Source organism: Micromonospora thermarum (assembly GCF_012034245.1).
GTDB classification, from domain to species: domain Bacteria; phylum Actinomycetota; class Actinomycetes; order Mycobacteriales; family Micromonosporaceae; genus Micromonospora; species Micromonospora thermarum.
Genome location: NZ_JAATEO010000014.1, coordinates 135,008 through 152,807 on the forward strand (window position 1 = coordinate 135,008; position 17,800 = coordinate 152,807).

Genomic DNA, 17,800 nt, shown 5'->3' on the forward strand with positions numbered 1-17,800 from the left:
CGTGGGCGTGGACCGGCTAGCGGGCGTGCTCCAGCGCCCAGGCCAGCGCCTCGTCCGCGATCCCCTCCGAGCCCTGCTGCGCCGGCAGCAGGTGGGCGTAGCCCGGGTACTCGCGGATCTCCGTGACCGCGTTCGGCGTGTAGTGCGCGACGTTCGACCGCTGCACCGCGGGCGGCATCAGGTGGTCCTCGCCGCCGGAGACGAACAGCAGCGGCGCCCGGGAGTCGTTCCGGTAGTCGACCCAGGTGTCCTGCCGGCCGGGCTGGACGTTGGCGAGCAGGATCTGGGCGAACGCGCCGCCCGCGGAGTGGCCCATGATGATCGGCGGCCGGTCCAGCTCGCGGAGCACGGCCTCGAAGGACGCGATGATGTCCGGCACGGTCAGTCGCTCGATCGGCGTCGGGTCGGCGTTCAGCGCCTCCACACCCACCTCGAAGCCCGGATAGGGGGGCGTGAGCACCCGGTACCCCTGGGCCTCGTAGTGGGCCTTCCACGCCTCCCAGCTCAGTGGTGTCACCCAGAAGCCGTGGATGAGCACGATCGTGTCGGGCTTCATGACACCCCCCGGCTACCTGGCCCGTCGTGCGGAGCCTAGCCGCGCATTCGCTCCGGTCGAGCGGAAACTGTCGGTTGTGGTCGGTACCGTCCCGGCACCAACTCAAGAAGGGGTGCGGCGATGGCGAGCGGGGCGGGTCGGCAGGCGGCGTCGACGCGGGACGGGCACCCTCCGCTGGACCGGGCGGTGGTGCAGGGCTTCTACTCGCGCATGCGCGCCGTCGCTCCCGCGGCGGTCGGCGCCCTCGACCGTGACCGCTCCGGCGACCCGGGGCGGGCCTTCGGCGACACCGCCTGCGGCCGGCTCGTCCGCTCCCTCGACGACGACGGGCTGCGTGCCCTCGGCATGTGGGTGCACCACTGGTGCATGCGGTTCTACGACGACGACACCCGGGCCGCGCTGCGCCTGCTGCGGGAGATCGCCGCCCGGCCGGGGCTGGGCTGGACGGCCGACGAGGTCCGCTGGATGCTCCGCGAGTCGTACGCCACCGGCCCGGCCGCCGACGCCCGCTTCACCCTGCCGCTCGCCGCCGCCGCCGAGCTCGCCCCCGGCACGTTGCGGATCGAGCCCGTCGTCCCCCGCCAGCCCGGTCCCCGCGACTGACGCTCGCCGGTCGGCCGGCGCGGGGGTAGCTGGCCGGCCACGGTGGCGCCGACGGCCAGCGCGAAGCCGGTGAGCTGCCACCCGGCCAACGCCTGGCCGAGCACCGCCCAGCCGAGCACGGCGGCGGTCAGCGGGCTCAGCGCCCCGAGCAGGGAGACCTGGGTGACCGGCAGCCGCGCGGCGCCGCGGAACCAGAGGGCGTACGCCAGGGCCGTGCCGGCCAGCGTCAACCAGGCGTACCCGGCCAGTGCGGGCAGGTCGGGGGCGGGCGCCGCTCCCTCCACCAGCAGCGCGGCGGGCACCACCAGCAGCCCGCCGGCGGTGAGCTGCCACCCGGTGGCGGTGAGCGTCCCGGTCCCCGGTGGGCGTCCCCACCGCCGGGTCAGCACCAGCCCGGTCCCCATCGCCGCGGTGGCGGTCAGTCCGGCCGCCACGCCGAGGGCGTCCGACCAACCAGAAACCGTGACGCGGCCGCCGCCGTGTCGCAGCCTCTGTTGATCAAGAGGTTTCGGGATCCGGGAGCACTCTCCACCGGCCAATTGCTCTTGATCGGCTGGGTCGACGCGATCCGACGGCAGTGGTGGCCGATGGGCGGGGCGGGCATCGGCTGCGGCAGGATGGGCGGCGCTCCCGACGGAAGGACGACCGTGGCCGCCAGCGAACCGACCATCCTCGCGACCAGCATGGGCATCTACGCGCCGCGCCGGGCCGGCGCGGCACGGCGGATCAACCCGGTCTTCGACCTGGCCGCCGACCTGGCCGGAGCCGGTCCCGAGCCGAGGATCTGCTTCCTCAACCAGGCCGAGGGGGACCAGCCCACCACACTGACCCGGGTGTACGAGGCGTTCGCCGGCAGCCGCTTCCGGATGACCCACCTGGCGTTGTTCCCGATGCCGAACGTGGACGACGTCCGGGCGCACCTGCGGGCGCAGGACGTGATCTGGGTCGGTGGCGGCAGCGTGGCGAACCTGGTGGCCGTGTGGCGGGTGCACGGCCTGGGCGAGATCCTGCGCGAGTGCTGGGAGGCCGGCGTCGTGCTGGGCGGGGTGTCGGCCGGCTCGATCTGCTGGCACACCGGTGGCGCCACCGACAGCTTCGGCCCCACGCTGCGCGGCTTCACGGACGGGCTGGGCTGGCTGCCGTACGGCAACGGCGTGCACTACGACAGTGAGGAGCAGCGCCGGCCGCTGATGCACAAGCTGGTCGGCGACGGCACGCTGCCGACCGCCCACTGCACGGACGACGGCACGGGCCTGCTCTACCGGGGCGAACGGCTGGTCGAGGCGGTCGCGGACCGTCCGGGGGTGTCGGCGTACGAGGTCAGCCGGGGCCCGGACGGCAGCGTACGCGAGACGCCGATCGGCCCGCGCCTGCTCGGCTGAGCGGGCCGCCCGGCACCCGGCCCCGAAAACCGGAGGGAGCCGCCGGCCACCGGCGGGCAACGGCGTAAGCTGGCCCGTCGTGAGTCTCACCATCGGCATCGTCGGCCTGCCCAACGTCGGCAAGAGCACGCTGTTCAACGCCCTGACCAAGAACGACGTGCTCGCGGCGAACTACCCCTTCGCCACCATCGAGCCCAATGTCGGTGTGGTGGGCCTGCCGGACGAGCGGCTGGACAAGCTCGCCGAGATCTTCACGTCGCAGAAGGTGATCCCCGCGCCGGTGTCGTTCGTCGACATCGCCGGCCTGGTGCGCGGCGCATCCAAGGGGCAGGGGCGGGGCAACGCGTTCCTCGCCAACATCCGCGACGCCTCCGCGATCTGCCAGGTGGTCCGCGCCTTCTCCGACCCGAACGTGGTGCACGTCGACGGCAAGGTCTCCCCGGCCGACGACATCGAGACGATCAACACCGAGCTGATCCTCGCCGATCTCCAGACGCTGGAGAAGGCCGTACCCCGGCTGGAGAAGGAGGCCAAGCTCCGCAAGGACCGGGCCGCCGCCCTGGCCGCCGCCAAGGCCGCCGTCGACGTGCTCGACGGGGGCACCACCCTGTACGCGGGCGCGGCCGCCGCCGGGATCGAGCTGGAGCACCTGCGCGAGCTGCACCTGCTCACCACCAAGCCGTTCCTGTACGTCTTCAACGTCGACGAGGCCGAGCTCGCCAACGCGGAGTTCCTCGACGAGCTGCGCGCCCTGGTCGCCCCGGCCGAGGCCGTCTTCATGGACGCCAAGATCGAGTCGGAGCTGGTGGACCTTCCCGAGGAGGAGGCCCGCGAGCTGCTGGAGTCGATCGGGCAGTCCGAGCCCGGACTGGACCAGCTCGTCCGGGTGGGCTTCCGTACGCTCGGGCTCCAGACGTACCTCACCGCCGGCCCCAAGGAAGCGCGGGCCTGGACCGTCCCGATCGGCGCGACCGCGCCGGAGGCCGCCGGGGTCATTCACTCCGACTTCCAGCGCGGCTTCATCAAGGCCGAGGTCGTCTCCTACGACGACCTGGTCGCGGCCGGCAGCATGGCCGCGGCCAAGGCGGCGGGCAAGGTCCGCATCGAGGGCAAGGAGTACGTCATGCAGGACGGCGACGTGGTGGAGTTCCGCTTCAACGTCTGAATCCGGCCTGTTCCCGCAGGTCAGGAGGTTGGTGCCTCGCCCTGGGGCACACCGGGGGCACAACCCCATGCCTCATCGACCGCCCGGCGGGTCCGCTCCTCCGAGTCCGGCATCAGGTGCCGGTACGAGGACAGAACCAGGGACGCGTTCTCGTGCCCCAGTCGCTCGGCGACCACGATGACCGACTCGCCCTGCACCAGCAGGACCTCGGCTTGGGGCGACGGCACAGAACCGGAGAATCTGCTCGAGTTCCGTCGGCTTGCGTTGGGGGCGGCACCCAAGCCGACCGGACGGACGGATGCGCGGCCTGGACCGTCGGCGAGACGCCGTTCGCGGTCTCGCCGACCGCTGCCCTGGCCGCTGGCGGCAACCGGTGGACGAACATCCTTCGGGCCGGGTCGTATCGCATCCGGACCTCGCCCTGGTAGTCCGTCCCGAACACCTCATAGCTGAGGGTCACCACAGTTTCGGCGAGGTCCAGACCCGGCGCTTCCACCAGGGCGACTACCTCGGGTCGCTCGGGCGGCTCCGGCGGTGTGCAGGCGCGTGGATCCACGCGGTCCGGGTTCGCGACCAATAACCGAACCACCGGTGCTCGCTGTGTCGCTGTCCGGGGGAGGGCGGCCGAGGGCGGTGGAGGCACCACGATCGCTCTGGTCGGTGTCGGCGCGAGGGTGCCGGCGAACACGCCCTTCTCCGCTGGCCGAGGCACGGTAGTCGCCGGATTGCGCGGCCGCAGCCGCTCGGCGACCACGATGACCGATTGCCGCCAGACGTGTGAGCGTCGGGGCGGCAGCCTCGACGGCATGCCGAGTACACGCCGAGCCAGCGGTCCGGTGCCCTTCGAACACTGGTACACCTTCGCCGAGGGCGGTCCGGTAGACCGCGCGCTACTGCCGTTCCCGTCGGCGGCGCCCGCCCCGTTCGAGGTCGCACGGTGGTCGGTGGCTCCCGGAACGTCCAATGACCTCGATGTCCACCGGTCCCGCGAGGTGTGGGTCATCGTGGCCGGCGCCGGCACGTTGACGTGGGCCGACCGGACGACGGATGTCGGCGCCGGCGACGTCGTGGCCTTCGAGAGCCAGGTGCCGCACCAGATCCGCAACGACGGGCCCGAGCTGCTCCTCGCCATCTCCGTCTACTGGCTGCAGGACGGCCTCTGAGCAGCCTCCGGGAGTAGCGGCCTGCGGTCGTTCCTGACGCTCGACAGCCTGCGGTGGTGTTCGCGGTCGGGCCCGGCCGGACGGTGGAAACTCTCCGGCCGGGCCCTCCGCGTGGATCAGAAGATGGTCACCTTGTACTGTTCGGCCGCCTCGCGGACCGGCTGGTAGAAGGTGGTGCCACCGGTCCGGCAGTTGCCGCTGCCGCCCGAGGTGATGCCGAGCGCCTTGGTGCCGTCGTAGAGCGGGCCGCCGGAGTCGCCGGGCTCGGCGCACACGTTGGTCTGGATCATGCCCCGCACGGTGCCACTACCGACGTAGCGGACGGTGACGTTGAGCGCGGTGACCGTACCGCTGTGGGTGCCGGTGGTCGACCCGGTGCGCTTGACCGACTCGCCGACGTAGGCGTCGGCCACGGTGAACCCGCCCGGGTGGCTGAGCGAGGTGTTGGCGTACCGAACCAGCGCGTAGTCGTTCCCCGGGAAGCTGGAGCCGACCGTCGGGCCGATGACGGTGGTCTGGCTGGACGTGGTGTACCAGGTGTCCACCACGTCTCCGCAGTGCCCGGCCGTCAGGAAGTAGTAGGTGCCGCCACTGACGACGTTGAAGCCGAGCGAGCACCGGTAGCCGCTGCCGTAGATGGCATCGCCGGCAGACAGCAGCCGGGTGAAGACGCCGGGCGAGCGCTGGACCCGGATGGCACCGGCGTTGGCGCCCGCGCCCTGCCGGATCGTCGCGATCTCGGCAGCGGAGACGGTGCTGTCGGCGGTCACGACGACGCGGCCGGACGCGGTGTCCACGTACCACGCGATGCCCTCGACGGCCGACCGGTCCACGGCGGCGCTCACGGTGGCGAGTTGGCCGGCGCTGTATCCCTGGGCGGGCGCGGCGGCGGCCGGCGGGGCGAACGCCGCGGTGGCGATGAGGCCGACGGCCACCGCGAGCAGTCGGACGGATCGGGGGATTTGGCGGGCGACCGGGGGGTGAGTGGTTCTCACTGTCTCCTCCTCGGAGGTGAGAGGACCGGTGGGTGGAGGTCCTCTGCGCTGTCGTCAGGAGCCGCACCAGCGGGCCGTCGATCCCGTGTTCCTGGCGACGATTCAGCGAGTATCGGTGTCCGTCGATCACTTGTGCAAGGGTGCGGCACGAGAAAGGTGCGGCGGATGTGCAACTTCCGAGACGCAGGACGACGGTCGCAGGGCGACCCTCGTGGACCTCCTGGATGTCGGGGTGTCCGGGGCGCTCGGACACCCCGACATCCAGGAAGTCGAGTGGATCGCGGCCGGCCGGGTGGCACAGCGCCCCCGGCAGCAGGCCGACGGTCACCAGTGCGGCGGCGAGCGGCTGCCGGCGGGTGCGCGCCAGCAGGAGGAACAGCCCCGCACCGGCGAGCGCGCCGAGGCCACCGACTGGCCGACCATCGCGCGGACGTACGACCGGCTGGTCGGTCTCCAGCAGTCACCCGTCATCGAGCTGAATCGGGCCGTCGCCCACGGCTACGCATACGGGCCGGACGCCGGGTTGGCGCTGCTCGCGGCGGTGCGGGCGGGCGGCGCCCTGGACGGCTACCCGCTCGTGCTCGCCGTCGAGGCGGATCTGACCGCCCGCCGGGGTGACACCGAGCGGGCCGTCGACCTGTTCCGGGAGGCCGCCGCCGCCCACTCCGGGGCCGAACGCCGCGCTCTGCTGGACCGCGCCAGCGAGCTTGCCGGCTGACCGTGATCGACAGGGTGTGCGGCAGTTCGCGGTGTCCCGCGGGCGGGGGCCGCGACCTGCCGCATCCGGAGACGTCAGCTGATGTAGTGCAGGATGACGTTGTGGACGTGGTGGCTCTTCTGGGCGCCGCGGAACTCCACCTCGTAGGTGTGCGTGCCGACGTGGATGGCGATGGCGCCGGTGGAGAAGAACGAGCCGCCCCACGACTTGTTGCTGACCACGCTCACGCTGGTGATCTTCGAGTACGGGATGCTGGTGATCGCGTACCGCTTGCCGATGAACGAGCGGTCCTGGATGATCACGCGCCGGTCGGTCAGGCCGATGAAGCCGGTGCCGGTGCCGACGGCGTCGTAGACGGCGATGATCTGCTCACCCTCGAGCAGGCCACTCTGGATCTGCTGGAACTGCTCCTTGCGGTCGTACGTCGCGTTCGCCATGACCCCCAGCGTAGGTCGGGCGGACCACCACCAAGATCAACAGCGATAGGGCTGGCGAGGCTGCAACTTCGGGGAAGTTGCGGCCTCGCCGCGTCGTCGCGGCGCGAGGCGACAAGTTCGGGGAAGTTGCTGCCTCCACCCAGCGCGCGCGGTGGTACCCGCAGGACGTGCCGGCCTGACCAGACGCCGGATCGCCAGAGGCGGGAGATCAGGATTCGGTGACCGCGCGGTACGCGTCCTCGATGCGGGCCGCCAGCAGGACCTCACCCTCGGTCAGCGGCGCGTTGCCGTGTCCGACCCGGATCTGGGTGCGGTCGGCGCGGCGGCTGATCTCGGGGCGCAGGTGCAGGGCGTCGGCGACCACCTTGACCCGCTCGGTGAGCGCCGCGTGCTGCGAATCGTCGATGACGAAGGTGCGCCGGATCTGCTCGCCTTCCCGGGTCCAGCCGGGGAGGAGGGTCAACGCGTCGCTGAGGTAGTCGTGCTTCCCCCGCCCGCCGAACAGCACACGCATCACCACACCTCCCAGGCGCCGTTGCCGGCTTGTGGCCAAATCGTCGCCGTCCCGTGTCTTGCCGGTGGCTCTAGTCTGTCGCCGTACGGTGAGTGTGTCCACGGCCACACTTCCGTGTCTTCTTGCCCTGACGGTCGGCCACGGTACCCAAACCGCCGATTGATCTGGCACGCTGGACGCCCGTGCGGACCGAACGGGCCAACGACGGCGGGCAGGTTGAGCGACGGGAGCCGAAGGTGATCGTCGGTGCGGCGATCATCCGGGACGGGCGGGTGCTCGCCTGCGCGCGCTCGGCGCCCCCCGAGGTGGCGGGCATGTGGGAGTTCCCGGGCGGCAAGGTCGAGCCGGGGGAGACCGAGACCGCCGCTCTGGTCCGCGAGTGCGCCGAGGAGCTCGCCGTCCGCGTCGAGATCGGCGCCCGCGTCGGCCGCAACGTACGCATGGCCCACGGCCGCTCGGTGCTCAAGGTGTACGCGGCCCGCCTGCTGCACGGCGACCAGCCGCAGCCCCTGGAGCACTCGGCGCTGCGCTGGCTCTCCGCCACCGAACTGGACACCGTCACCTGGCTTCCCGCCGACGCCCCGATCGTCGCCGCACTCCGTCCCCTCCTAGGACCTGCTTCATAGCAGGCCCTGGCCGCCGACTGGCCGTCCCTCGAACGGGAGGGGCGGGCCGAAAACGGACGGGGGCCGGCGGCGTGTGCCGCGGCCCCCGTCATCGTCGGTGCGTCTCTCAGTGCTTGTCCTGCTCCGGGTGGGCGAAGTTGAGGTGCTCCGGCGGCAGCGGGAACGTCACGTCGTCGCCGAATGGCGACGGTGCGGCCGCACGGTCGAAGGTGAGCTCGGTCAGGGGCATCCGGCCCGACGCGTCGACGGCCGGCGCGGTGGGCTTGGGCACCTCCCGGTGCCAGTTGACGCCCTGCTGCGCCTGCGTCTCGGCCCGCGCGTCGTGCGAGCCACCCGCGTGCGAGTGGACCCCGGCCGGCCCGGCCGCGTGGGCGCCGACGGCGCCCGGGGAGTGCTCACCGGTCACGATGGTCTGAGGCACCTGGCCCCTCCGGAAGATCTTGCTACCAAGCCACACGAGGGGATCGTACCTGCGGTCGACGACCCGCTCCTTCATGGGGATGATCCCGTTGTCGGTGATCTTGATGTGCTCTGGGCAGACCTCGGTGCAGCACTTGGTGATGTTGCAGTAGCCCAGGCCCTGCTCGGCCTGCGCGTACTCCTTGCGGTCCGTCCGCGCGTCCAGCGGGTGCATGTCCAGCTCGGCGGCGCGGATGAAGTACCGCGGCCCGGCGAAGGCCGCCTTGTTCTCCTCGTGGTCCCGGATCACGTGGCAGACCGTCTGGCACAGGAAGCACTCGATGCACTTGCGGAACTCCTGCGAGCGCTCCACGTCGATCTGCTGCATCCGGTAGTCGCCGGGCGCCACGCCGGGCGGCGGGGCGAAGGCCGGCGTCTCCCGGGCCTTCTCGTAGTTGAACGAGACGTCGGTGACCAGGTCCCGGATGACGGGGAAGGTCCGCAGCGGCGTGACGGTGATCGTCTCGTCCTCGGCGAACGTCGACATCCGGGTCATGCAGCCCAGCTTCGGCTTGCCGTTGATCTCCATCGAGCACGAGCCGCACTTGCCCGCCTTGCAGTTCCAGCGGCAGGCCAGATCCGGCGCGTCGGTGGCCTGGAGCCGGTGGATGACGTCGAGGACCACCTCGCCCTCGTTGACCTCGACCATGTAGTCCTGAAGGTCGCCGCCGGTCTCGTCGCCCCGCCAGATGCGGAATTGCCTCTTGGTGCCCATTACTTGCCCGCCTCCTCAGCGAGGGCGTCGAACTCCGCCAGCTCCTCGTCGGTCAGGTACTTGGCCAGCTCCGCCCGGTCGAAGAGCGCGACCAACTCCGGGCGCATCTTCGGCAGCGGCTTGCGGTCCAGGCGTACGGTGTCGCCGTCCAGCGAGCAGACCAGGTTGACCCGGCGCCACGCCGGGTCCATCGCCGGGTAGTCCTCCCGGGTGTGGCCGCCCCGCGACTCCTGCCGTTCCAGCGCCGCCTTCGCGGTGCACTCCGAGACGACCAGCATGTTGCGCAGGTCCAGCGCCAGGTGCCAGCCGGGGTTGTAGCGCCGGCCGCCGGCCGCGCTCACCTTGGCCACCCGCTCACGCAGCTCGCCGAGCCGGCTCAGCGCCTCCACCAGCTCGCCCTCCCGCCGGATGATGCCGACCAGGTCGCCCATCACCGCCTGGAGGTCCTGCTGGAGGGTGTACGGGTTCTCGCCGGTGTCCCGCTGCAAGGGCGCCAGGGCCGTCTCCACCGCGGCCTCCACCGCCGCCACCGGCACCCGGGGGCGGGCGGCCAGACCGTCGGCGTACGAGGCGGCGTGACCGCCCGCGCGCTTGCCGAAGACCAGCAGGTCGGACAGGGAGTTGCCGCCGAGCCGGTTGGAGCCGTGCATGCCGCCGGACACCTCACCGGCGGCGAACAGCCCGCGCACCTGCCCGAACGCCGCGCCCGAATCCGGGTCGACCTCGACGCCGCCCATCACGTAGTGGCAGGTCGGGCCAACCTCCATCGGCTCCCTGGTGATGTCGACGTCGGCCAGCTCCTTGAACTGGTGGTACATCGACGGCAGTCGGCGGCGGATCTCCTCGGCCGGCAGCCGGGAGGCGATGTCCAGGTAGACGCCGCCGGCGGGCGTACCCCGGCCGGCCTTGACCTCGCTGTTGATGGCGCGGGCGACCTCGTCGCGGGGCAGCAGCTCCGGCGGGCGCCGGTTGTTGTCCGGGTCGTCGTACCAGCGGTCCGCCTCGGCCTCGTTGTCCGCGTACTGCTTGCGGAACACGTCCGGCACGTAGTCGAACATGAACCGCTTGCCGTCGGAGTTCTTGAGGACGCCGCCGTCACCGCGGACCGACTCGGTGACCAGGATGCCCTTGACCGAGGGCGGCCAGACCATGCCGGTCGGGTGGAACTGGAGGAACTCCATGTTGATCAGCGTCGCCCCGGCGCGCAGCGCCAACGCGTGGCCGTCCCCGGTGTACTCCCACGAGTTCGAGGTGACCTTGTACGAGCGGCCGACGCCACCGGTCGCCAGCACCACCGCGGGGGCCTCGAAGAGGACGAACTCGCCGGACTCGCGGTAGTAGCCGAACGCGCCGGCGATCCGGTCCCCGTCGAGCAGCAGCTCGGTGATGGTGGTCTCGGCGAAGACCTTGATCCGCGCGTCGTACGAGCCGTGGTCGCGCTTGTCCTCCTGCTGGAGGGAGACGATCTTCTGCTGGAGGGTGCGGATCAGCTCCAGGCCGGTGCGGTCGCCGACGTGCGCCAGGCGCGGGTACTCGTGGCCACCGAAGTTGCGCTGCGAGATCTTCCCGTCCTTGGTGCGGTCGAAGAGCGCTCCGTACGTCTCCAGCTCCCAGATGCGCTGCGGCGACTCCTTCGCGTGCAGCTCGGCCATCCGGAAGTTGTTGAGGAACTTCCCGCCCCGCATCGTGTCGCGGAAGTGGACCTGCCAGGTGTCCCGGCTGTTCACGTTGCCCATCGCGGCGGCGGCGCCGCCCTCGGCCATCACCGTGTGCGCCTTGCCGAAGAGGGACTTCGAGATGATCGCCGTCTTCTTGCCGGCGAGCCGGGCCTCGATCGCCGCCCGCAGCCCGGCGCCGCCGGCCCCGATCACGACGACGTCGTAGTGGTGTCGTTCGATTCGCGTGGTTGTGGTCATGTCAGGGGCCCTCAGTTGATGAACCGCAGGTCGTCGAACCAGCCGGCGGAGACGGCCATGATGTACAGGTCGGTGAAGATCACCGTGAACAGCGACACCATGGCGAACGTGCCGTGGCGGACGTTCAGCTTGGACACGAACGTCCAGAAGCGGTACCGCAGCGGGTTCTTGGAGAAGTGTTTGAGCCGCCCGCCCATGACGTGCCGGCAGGCGTGGCAGGAGAGCGTGTAGCCGGCCAGGGCGACGACGTTGACCAGGATGATCAGCGTGCCCAGGCCGATGCCGAAGCCGCCGTCCGGGCCGCGGAACGCGAGGATGGCGTCATAGATGTTGACCAGCAGGATCAGCGCCGCGAAGTAGAAGAAGTACCGGTGCCAGTTCATGACGAACAGCGGCAACCGGGTCTCGCCGGTGTACTTCTTGTGCGGCTCGGTGACGGCACAGGCCGGGGGCGACGCCCACAGCGAGCGGTAGCCCGCCTTGCGGTAGTAGTAGCAGGTCACCCGGAACCCGGCCACGATCGGGAACGCGATGATGCCGAGCGGGATGAAGAACGGGAAGTCGCCGAACGGGGTGCCGAAGTGGGCCGCGCCCGGCACGCACTCGTTCGACACGCACGGCGAGTACAGCGGCGTGAGGTAGTGGAAGTCCTCGACGTAGTACCACTTGGCCATGAAGATGCGGATCGTCGAGTAGACGATGAAGAAGAGCAGGATCGCGGCGATGATGGCGGGCTGCACCCACCAGCGGTCCGTACGCAACGTCCTCGCCGCGATGGCGGCGCGCGGCCGCGCGCCCGGCCCTCCCGGCCCTCCCGGCCTCGTTGCCGTTGATGTCATTCCAGTCGTCTCCCTGACGGGGCCCTGACGGGCGGCGGATCACGTTCCCTTCGGTCAGCGGACCGGCCAGACCGCGTCCACTGCCACGTCTTGCGCACACCAACGACCGCGCCGGCGATACGGCGCAGCTAAGTGACACACGTTACGCCGATCTTTGCGAGCCGTCCGCGCAAGGCAGTGTCCCGTGTGTTCCGGCGCTTGGAAAGCCCTTCCGTCACAATCGATGTCCGGCCGTCAGGACCGGCTGGTGGCGGCGAGGACTCCCACCGCCTCCCGTTCCAGGTCCAGGCAGGAGTCCACCAGGTCGGCGAGGGCGGCGAAGAGGTCCGCCCGCCCGGCGTCACCGAGCTCGTCGGCCGCCGCGTACTCCGCGCTGAGGACGGCCAGGCGCCCGGTCAGCTCCCGGATCTCGGCCTCGGCGTCCCGACCCCTGGTGAAGACCAGGCGCATCCGCTCCTCGGCCAGCTCGGTGTACGCACCGAGCCCCTGGACCGTCTCCAGGGCCAGCGCCGCGAGCCGGGACCAGTGTTCACCCGATCGGCGGAACAGGACGGCCGCCTCCGCGTACCGGGAGTCGACCAGGGGCGCCGCCTCGTCCAGGAAGTCGGCGTACACCGGCCGGGTCGCGCCCGGCGCCGTGTACTCCAGCTCCAGGCACTCGTAGAGACGGCGTACGCCGTGGAAGAACGGCACGGGAGCGCCGAACCGGCGGGCCCACCCGGACCGGGTACGCCCGTCCCGGAGCTGCTCGGCGAGCTTCGCCATGCCCCGGAACCCGAAGTTGGCGTCGAAGCTGTTGCCGAGCACCGGACCGGTCAGGTGCGCCACCGTGGTGGCGACCGCCGCCCGGATCGCGTCCGGCAGGGCGGTCCCCTGGTGCGGGTCGGTGACGGTGACGCTCTGGTGCCGCCCCTTGCGATGGGCCGACCAGGCGGCGGTGAACACCTCCACCGGCAGCGGGTGGGGTCGGGGCCCCTCGTCGTCCACCAGCAGCACGTCGCCGTCGAGGCCCGCGACCACCACCGGGTACGGGTCGGCGCCGGGACCGGGGTCGAGGCCGTGCCACGGCAGCCGGCTGCGGTCGACGGTGGCGACCATCGGCCGTCCGTCGCCGAGGTGCCCCCGCAGCCGCGCCACCGCCGGGCCCGCCCGCCCGCTCCGCTCGTCCACGTACGCGATGCCGAGCCGGCCCAGCACGGCCGGCACCCAGGGCTCGGGGTGGTGCTGGGCCACGATGGTCAGCAGCGGCGGCAGGTCACGGTACTCGAACACCGCGTACAGGAACCCGATGCCGCCGCCGAGCCCGGCGAGCATCGCCTCGGTGTACGGCTGCCCGGTGTGCGGGGCACGGACCCCGTGGGCGTCGAGGACATGGGCGACGAGCGCCGACTCGTGGTGCTGCCGCGCGCCGAAGGTGCGGTATCCGGGGACCAGCCCGGGCGGGAGGGCGGCGCCGGCGGACGGTGTCGCCGCGGCAAGCACCTGCCTGCGGGCGGTGGTCCAGCTCTCGCCGGTGGCGGCCATCCGGGCCCGGACCCGCTGCTTGAGCTTCTTCCGTTCGGTCATGATCTGCGCCTTCTGGACAGCGTGACCGCCGTACCCCACGCCAGCGTCACGTCCGTCCGGCGGATCACCTGAACGACACGCGGAACTCGCGATGGCAACGGGCCACCTTCGCCTCCGCTCGGCCGGGCGGCGTGGGCGCCTGGTCAGGAGGTCCGGCGCGCGAGCGCGCCGGAATTCACCCTACCCGAGGTCAGCCGGACGCCCCGCCGGTGAAGTTCCACGAGGCGAGCCGCAACGCCGGCGCCTCCCACCAGACACCGTCGACCCGGTCCGGCTGGCGCACCGGCCGCCGCCCCAGGCCGAGCACCGCACCGGGCCCCAGCGCCCGCGGATAGGCCTCGGTGAAGCGGAAGTCGCGGACCGCGCGGGCGACCACGCCGTCCTCCACCAGCCACACCCCGTTGCGGGTCAGGCCGGTGACGACCAGGCTCTTCGGGTCGAGCACCCGCGTGTACCAGAGGTCGCTGACCAGCAGGCCGCGCCGCACCCCGGTGACGAGTGCGGCGGTGTCCGGATCGACCACCGCGCCGGAGAGGTCGCCGCCACCCACCCACTCGGACCCGCCGGCCCCTGGGCCGTCCGGCCGCACGGCGACCGGCGCCTCCGGCGCGGGGGACAGGCGCAGGTTGTGGGGCATCGGTCCCCACGTGGCGCCGCCGGGAACGGCATGCCCGGTCGAGACCGCGCCGACCTCCGCCGCGGTGCGCCGGTCGTGCGCCACGGCGCGGGTGGTGCCGGCGTCGACCAGGGTCACCGGGCCACGCGGGGTGCCCTCCACGTCGAACGGCAGCCCCGAGCCGCCGAGCGGATCGTCGACCAGGGTGACCACCGGGTCGAACTGGGCGACGCCCGGCTCGGCGAAGGACTGCCGCTCGGCGTACCGCTTGCCGTTGAAGCCGTAGAAGGAGAAGTTCTGCAGCAGGTCGGCGACCGCGGCCGGCTCCAGCACCACCTCGTAGCGGCCCGGCGGCAGCTCGACCGGGTCGGCCGCCGCGCGGGCCTTGGCGGCGGCACGGGCACCCAGCACCGCACCGTCGAGGTCGGCGAGGCGGTCGGCGGCCAGTCGCGCCACCCCGTCCGCGCCGCTGGTACGGGCGATGCCGTCCATCGCCGCCTCGGCCGTGCGGCCCTGCGCCGAGTGGCCGGCCGAGTTGGCGAACGCCGACGACCGGAGCGCGGTGCGGCAGTAGCCCGCCGCCTCCAGCCCGCCGGCCGCCGCCACGAACGCCCGGACCCGCTCGGCCCGCTCGTCCGGTTCCGCGTAGGCGGTGGCCTCGTCGACCGGCGGGCCGGACGGGGTCGGTGCGGGCGGGGTGAGGCCCGGCCAGGCCGGGTCGGGCGGGCAGAGCCGCGCGGCGGCCAGGGTGCGCTCGACGAGCGCGGTCAGCCCGTCGGGCGTCACCACGCTGCCGCTGCCGGCGGCGGTACGCCCGTCCGCGTGCACCCGGAGTCGCACTCCGACGCCGGACTCGGCGACGTTCTGGTGGATGAACGAGTTGGCGAACCGGGTCAACGCCACGTCCGCCCGGGTCACCACCACCTCGGCCTGGGCGGCCGGCCCGCCGAGCCGACGGACCAGCTCGATCACCTCACCGGCGAGGTCCAGTTCGGTACTCACGCCCGCACCCCCACCCGGATGCCGCGGAAGCGGGCCGGCGCCGCCGGGTGGCCGGTGTGCCCGACCTGGCCGGGCTGGCCCTTGCCGCAGTTCGGCGTGCCCCACGCGACGGTCTCGTGGGACAGCATGTCCATCGAGCGCCAGAAGATCGGCCCGATGCCGGTGTACGTCGGGTTGCGCAGCATCCGCCCGCGTCGGCCCTTCTTGATCTCCCAGCCGATCTCGCAGCCGAACTGGAAGTTGAGCCGCTTGTCGTCGATCGACCAGGAGCGGTTGACGTCCATCAGCACCCCGTCGTCGGTCGCCGCGATGATCTCCTCCAGGGTGTGCGGGCCGGGCTCCAGGCCCACGTTCGTCATCCGCACCATCGGCAGCCGCGCCCAGCCGTCCGCGCGGACGCTGCCGCCGTAGTCGAGACCGGCGACCGCGGCCGAGTCCCGGCCGGCGAGCACACCCACCCAGCGTCCCTCGCGGACCGCGTCCCGCGTGACGGCCGGCGAGCCCTCGTCGTCGTACCCGAAGCTGCCCAGCGCGCCGGGGATCGTCGGGTCGATCGTGATCGTCATCAGCTCCGAGCCGTAGCGCAGCGACCCGAGCTGGGCCAGGTCCAGCCAGGAGGTGCCGGCGAACGCGGCCTCCCACCCGAGGATCCGGTCCAGCTCGATGGCGTGCCCCACGGACTCGTGGATCTGGAGCGCGAGCTGCTCACCGCCGAGGATCAGATCGGTCTCACCGGCCGGGCAGAGCGGCGCGGTGAGCAGCGCCCTGGACTCCTCGGCGATCTGCGCGGCGTGCGCGGTCAGGTCGAGCGAGTCGACCAGCTCCCAGCCGGTCGTGCCGTACTGGCCCCGGTAGCTCGGGTACGACCGGCGCTGCGTCTCCCCGTCCCCGATCGAGGTGGCCGAGATGCCGCCGCCGCACTCGCGGATGCGCTGGTCGATCCGGTGGCCCTCGCTGGAGACGAACCACTTCGCCGTGTCCCAGATCTGGTAGAGGCCCTCGGCCACGTCGGCGCCGTGGTCGGCCACCAGCTTGGTCGCCTCGACCAGCAGGTCGCCCTTGGTCGACAGCGGCACGCCGAGCGGATCCACCTCGCAGGCCGACGCCCAGCTCGCCGTGACCGGGTCGCTCGGCACCAGGTCGACGGGCGGCCCGGGCACGCGGGCGCTCGCGGCGGCGGTCCGCGCGGCGCGCCGGCCGGCGTCGCGGGCGGCGGCGTCGGACAGGTCGGGTACGGCATGGAAGCCCCAACTCGACCCGACCAGCGCCCGGACGCCCAGCCCGACGCTCTCGTCCTGGGTCAGCTCCTCGATGTCCCCGTTGCGGGCCGACATCGACTCGTAGCGCCGGTGCATCACCCGGGCGTCGGCGTACCGGGCACCCGCGTCGAGGGCGGCCTGGACGGCGGCGGACGCCGCGTCGAACTCGGTCATGGGCCGACCCTAGGCGAGCCGACCGACATCCGTCAGGCGAGCAGGTCCTCCGGCCGGATGGTCGCGCGCACCGGCTCGGTCAGCTCCAGCACCTCACCGGCCTTGGTGACTGACCGCTCGACATAGTGCGCACCCTGCCGCTGGTAGAGGTGCATCGTGAGGCTCTCTTGGTCGACGAGCAGGTACCACTCGATGCCCGCAGCCGCGTAGTAGTGCATCTTGAGCACCTTGTCCGTGGCAGCGTTGCTCGGAGAAATGATCTCGCATACCAGCCGGACGTCACTCGCGTTGATGACCGGCATCCGAAGATCAATGTCGTTCGTGATGACGAGGTCGGGAATCGGGATGCGACCTGGTCTAAGCCGGACGTTGACCGCTTCGAGCACGCGGAGCCCCGCCGCACGCACGGGCGCCCGGAGGGCGGCGCGCAGCTCACCGGAGATGTTCTGGTGAAGAGGGGTGGGTCCTGGGGTCACGTGAAGGCTCCAGTCGAAGAGTTCGACGCGATCCTGCGTCTCGCTGAGGGCGAGGTACTCCTCCTCGGTCCACGGGCCCTCGTGGTCGAACACCGCCACGGTCATGGTCACCTCCACCTCGTCCGACGGGATCTTCACCTGACCGCCGTCCCTATCGTCGCACCTGCCGTGCGATCGAACGGTGCATGAGGTCGCGAGGTCAGGGCTGTCGGGGCCGTTGCCCAGTCGTTACGCTGGGGCCCGCTGACAGCCGCCGGCTTGTAGCTTATTTTCACCCTCTGAGTTCTGCTGTAGGTTCCCTACATCAATCCGAGGGAGGCGGTCGTGGGCAGTCCGGAGTCGGCGCCGAGCCGCCCCAGCGTGCCGGAGCCGCGTTCCCATGACGGGCCGTACCTGCGGGTTAGCGACCTGCGCGTGCGGTTCGACACGACCGACGGCGTGGTGCGTGCGGTCGACGGGGTGTCGTTCGCGGTGGAGCGTGGCCGCACCCTCGGCATCGTCGGCGAGTCCGGCTCGGGCAAGAGCGTGACGTCCCTGGCGATCCTCGGCCTGCACGACCCGAAGCGCAGCACCATCACCGGCGAGATCTCCGTCGGCGGCCGGCAGTTGGTCGGCCTGC

The 17,800-nt window shown here is 71.9% G+C and carries 19 protein-coding genes and 1 pseudogene; 7 read left to right on the plus strand and 13 right to left on the minus strand.

Annotated elements, in window-relative coordinates; all coding sequences use genetic code 11:
- Positions 1-16: 16 nt before the first annotated feature.
- Positions 17-556, minus strand: a complete 540-nt coding sequence (locus HCJ94_RS15060) for an alpha/beta hydrolase (protein WP_168001642.1) — start codon at positions 554-556, stop codon at positions 17-19.
- Positions 557-676: 120 nt separating this feature from the next.
- On the opposite strand from HCJ94_RS15060, the gene HCJ94_RS30205 reads away from it, so the two are divergent.
- Positions 677-1,159 carry a hypothetical protein gene (locus tag HCJ94_RS30205; RefSeq protein WP_240944229.1) on the plus strand — a complete coding sequence of 161 codons (483 nt, stop codon included), beginning with the start codon at positions 677-679 and terminating at the stop codon, positions 1,157-1,159.
- A 53-nt stretch (positions 1,160-1,212) separates the two neighbouring features.
- On the opposite strand, the pseudogene HCJ94_RS30775 reads toward HCJ94_RS30205, so the two are convergent.
- Positions 1,213-1,593, minus strand: a pseudogene (locus tag HCJ94_RS30775) (EamA family transporter); the annotation flags it as partial.
- Positions 1,594-1,776: 183 nt separating this feature from the next.
- Here HCJ94_RS30775 and HCJ94_RS15070 point away from each other — a divergent pair.
- Positions 1,777-2,541: a Type 1 glutamine amidotransferase-like domain-containing protein gene (locus HCJ94_RS15070; RefSeq protein WP_205801327.1), complete on the plus strand. Its 765-nt coding sequence runs from the start codon at positions 1,777-1,779 to the stop codon at positions 2,539-2,541.
- Positions 2,542-2,620: 79 nt separating this feature from the next.
- Positions 2,621-3,706 (plus strand): redox-regulated ATPase YchF, encoded by a 1,086-nt coding sequence (gene ychF, locus HCJ94_RS15075; RefSeq protein WP_168001644.1) that lies wholly within the window; start codon positions 2,621-2,623, stop codon positions 3,704-3,706.
- 20 nt (positions 3,707-3,726) lie between these two features.
- On the opposite strand, the gene HCJ94_RS15080 is transcribed toward ychF, so the two are convergent.
- Complete coding sequence (locus HCJ94_RS15080; protein WP_205801296.1) at positions 3,727-3,933, minus strand: site-specific integrase; 207 nt, start codon at positions 3,931-3,933, stop codon at positions 3,727-3,729.
- A gap of 579 nt (positions 3,934-4,512) precedes the next feature.
- Here HCJ94_RS15080 and HCJ94_RS15085 point away from each other — a divergent pair.
- On the plus strand, positions 4,513-4,869 hold the full coding sequence (locus tag HCJ94_RS15085; RefSeq protein WP_168001645.1) for a cupin domain-containing protein: 357 nt from the start codon (positions 4,513-4,515) through the stop codon (positions 4,867-4,869).
- A 116-nt stretch (positions 4,870-4,985) separates the two neighbouring features.
- On the opposite strand, the gene HCJ94_RS15090 is transcribed toward HCJ94_RS15085, so the two are convergent.
- On the minus strand, positions 4,986-5,864 hold the full coding sequence (locus tag HCJ94_RS15090; RefSeq protein ID WP_168001646.1) for a S1 family peptidase: 879 nt from the start codon (positions 5,862-5,864) through the stop codon (positions 4,986-4,988).
- A 211-nt stretch (positions 5,865-6,075) separates the two neighbouring features.
- Between HCJ94_RS15090 and HCJ94_RS29650 the strand changes: the two genes are divergently transcribed.
- On the plus strand, positions 6,076-6,582 hold the full coding sequence (locus HCJ94_RS29650; RefSeq protein WP_205801297.1) for an RNA polymerase sigma factor: 507 nt from the start codon (positions 6,076-6,078) through the stop codon (positions 6,580-6,582).
- Positions 6,583-6,656: 74 nt separating this feature from the next.
- Here HCJ94_RS29650 and HCJ94_RS15100 read toward each other — a convergent pair whose 3' ends face one another.
- Positions 6,657-7,019, minus strand: coding sequence for a PH domain-containing protein (locus tag HCJ94_RS15100; protein WP_130320299.1), 363 nt, complete (start codon positions 7,017-7,019; stop codon positions 6,657-6,659).
- 208 nt (positions 7,020-7,227) lie between these two features.
- Entirely contained in the window at positions 7,228-7,533 is a 306-nt protein-coding gene (locus tag HCJ94_RS15105; RefSeq protein WP_168001647.1) for a 4a-hydroxytetrahydrobiopterin dehydratase, read from the minus strand.
- A 182-nt stretch (positions 7,534-7,715) separates the two neighbouring features.
- On the opposite strand from HCJ94_RS15105, the gene HCJ94_RS15110 reads away from it, so the two are divergent.
- On the plus strand, positions 7,716-8,159 hold the full coding sequence (locus tag HCJ94_RS15110) for a (deoxy)nucleoside triphosphate pyrophosphohydrolase (protein WP_168001648.1): 444 nt from the start codon (positions 7,716-7,718) through the stop codon (positions 8,157-8,159).
- A 106-nt stretch (positions 8,160-8,265) separates the two neighbouring features.
- On the opposite strand, the gene HCJ94_RS15115 is transcribed toward HCJ94_RS15110, so the two are convergent.
- From HCJ94_RS15115 to HCJ94_RS15145, 7 genes are all read right to left on the minus strand, one after another.
- Positions 8,266-9,333 (minus strand): succinate dehydrogenase/fumarate reductase iron-sulfur subunit, encoded by a 1,068-nt coding sequence (locus tag HCJ94_RS15115; protein WP_168001649.1) that lies wholly within the window; start codon positions 9,331-9,333, stop codon positions 8,266-8,268.
- Positions 9,333-11,249: a fumarate reductase/succinate dehydrogenase flavoprotein subunit gene (locus tag HCJ94_RS15120; RefSeq protein ID WP_168001650.1), complete on the minus strand. Its 1,917-nt coding sequence runs from the start codon at positions 11,247-11,249 to the stop codon at positions 9,333-9,335. Before HCJ94_RS15120 ends, HCJ94_RS15115 begins: the two co-directional genes overlap by 1 nt.
- A gap of 11 nt (positions 11,250-11,260) precedes the next feature.
- Positions 11,261-12,088, minus strand: a complete 828-nt coding sequence (sdhC, locus tag HCJ94_RS15125) for a succinate dehydrogenase subunit SdhC (protein WP_168001651.1) — start codon at positions 12,086-12,088, stop codon at positions 11,261-11,263.
- Positions 12,089-12,322: 234 nt separating this feature from the next.
- Entirely contained in the window at positions 12,323-13,654 is a 1,332-nt protein-coding gene (locus HCJ94_RS15130) for a BtrH N-terminal domain-containing protein (protein WP_168001652.1), read from the minus strand.
- 190 nt (positions 13,655-13,844) lie between these two features.
- A complete protein-coding gene (locus HCJ94_RS15135) occupies positions 13,845-15,272 on the minus strand; it encodes a TldD/PmbA family protein (protein WP_168001653.1) in 1,428 nt (475 codons plus the stop codon).
- Entirely contained in the window at positions 15,269-16,705 is a 1,437-nt protein-coding gene (locus HCJ94_RS15140; RefSeq protein ID WP_168001654.1) for a TldD/PmbA family protein, read from the minus strand. The genes HCJ94_RS15135 and HCJ94_RS15140 overlap by 4 nt, the downstream gene beginning before the upstream one ends.
- A 32-nt stretch (positions 16,706-16,737) precedes the next feature.
- Entirely contained in the window at positions 16,738-17,286 is a 549-nt protein-coding gene (locus HCJ94_RS15145) for a Uma2 family endonuclease (protein WP_168001655.1), read from the minus strand.
- 255 nt (positions 17,287-17,541) lie between these two features.
- On the opposite strand from HCJ94_RS15145, the gene HCJ94_RS15150 reads away from it, so the two are divergent.
- Positions 17,542-17,800: ATP-binding cassette domain-containing protein (locus HCJ94_RS15150; RefSeq protein WP_309227287.1), on the plus strand; the 259-nt coding region annotated here is incomplete at its 3' end.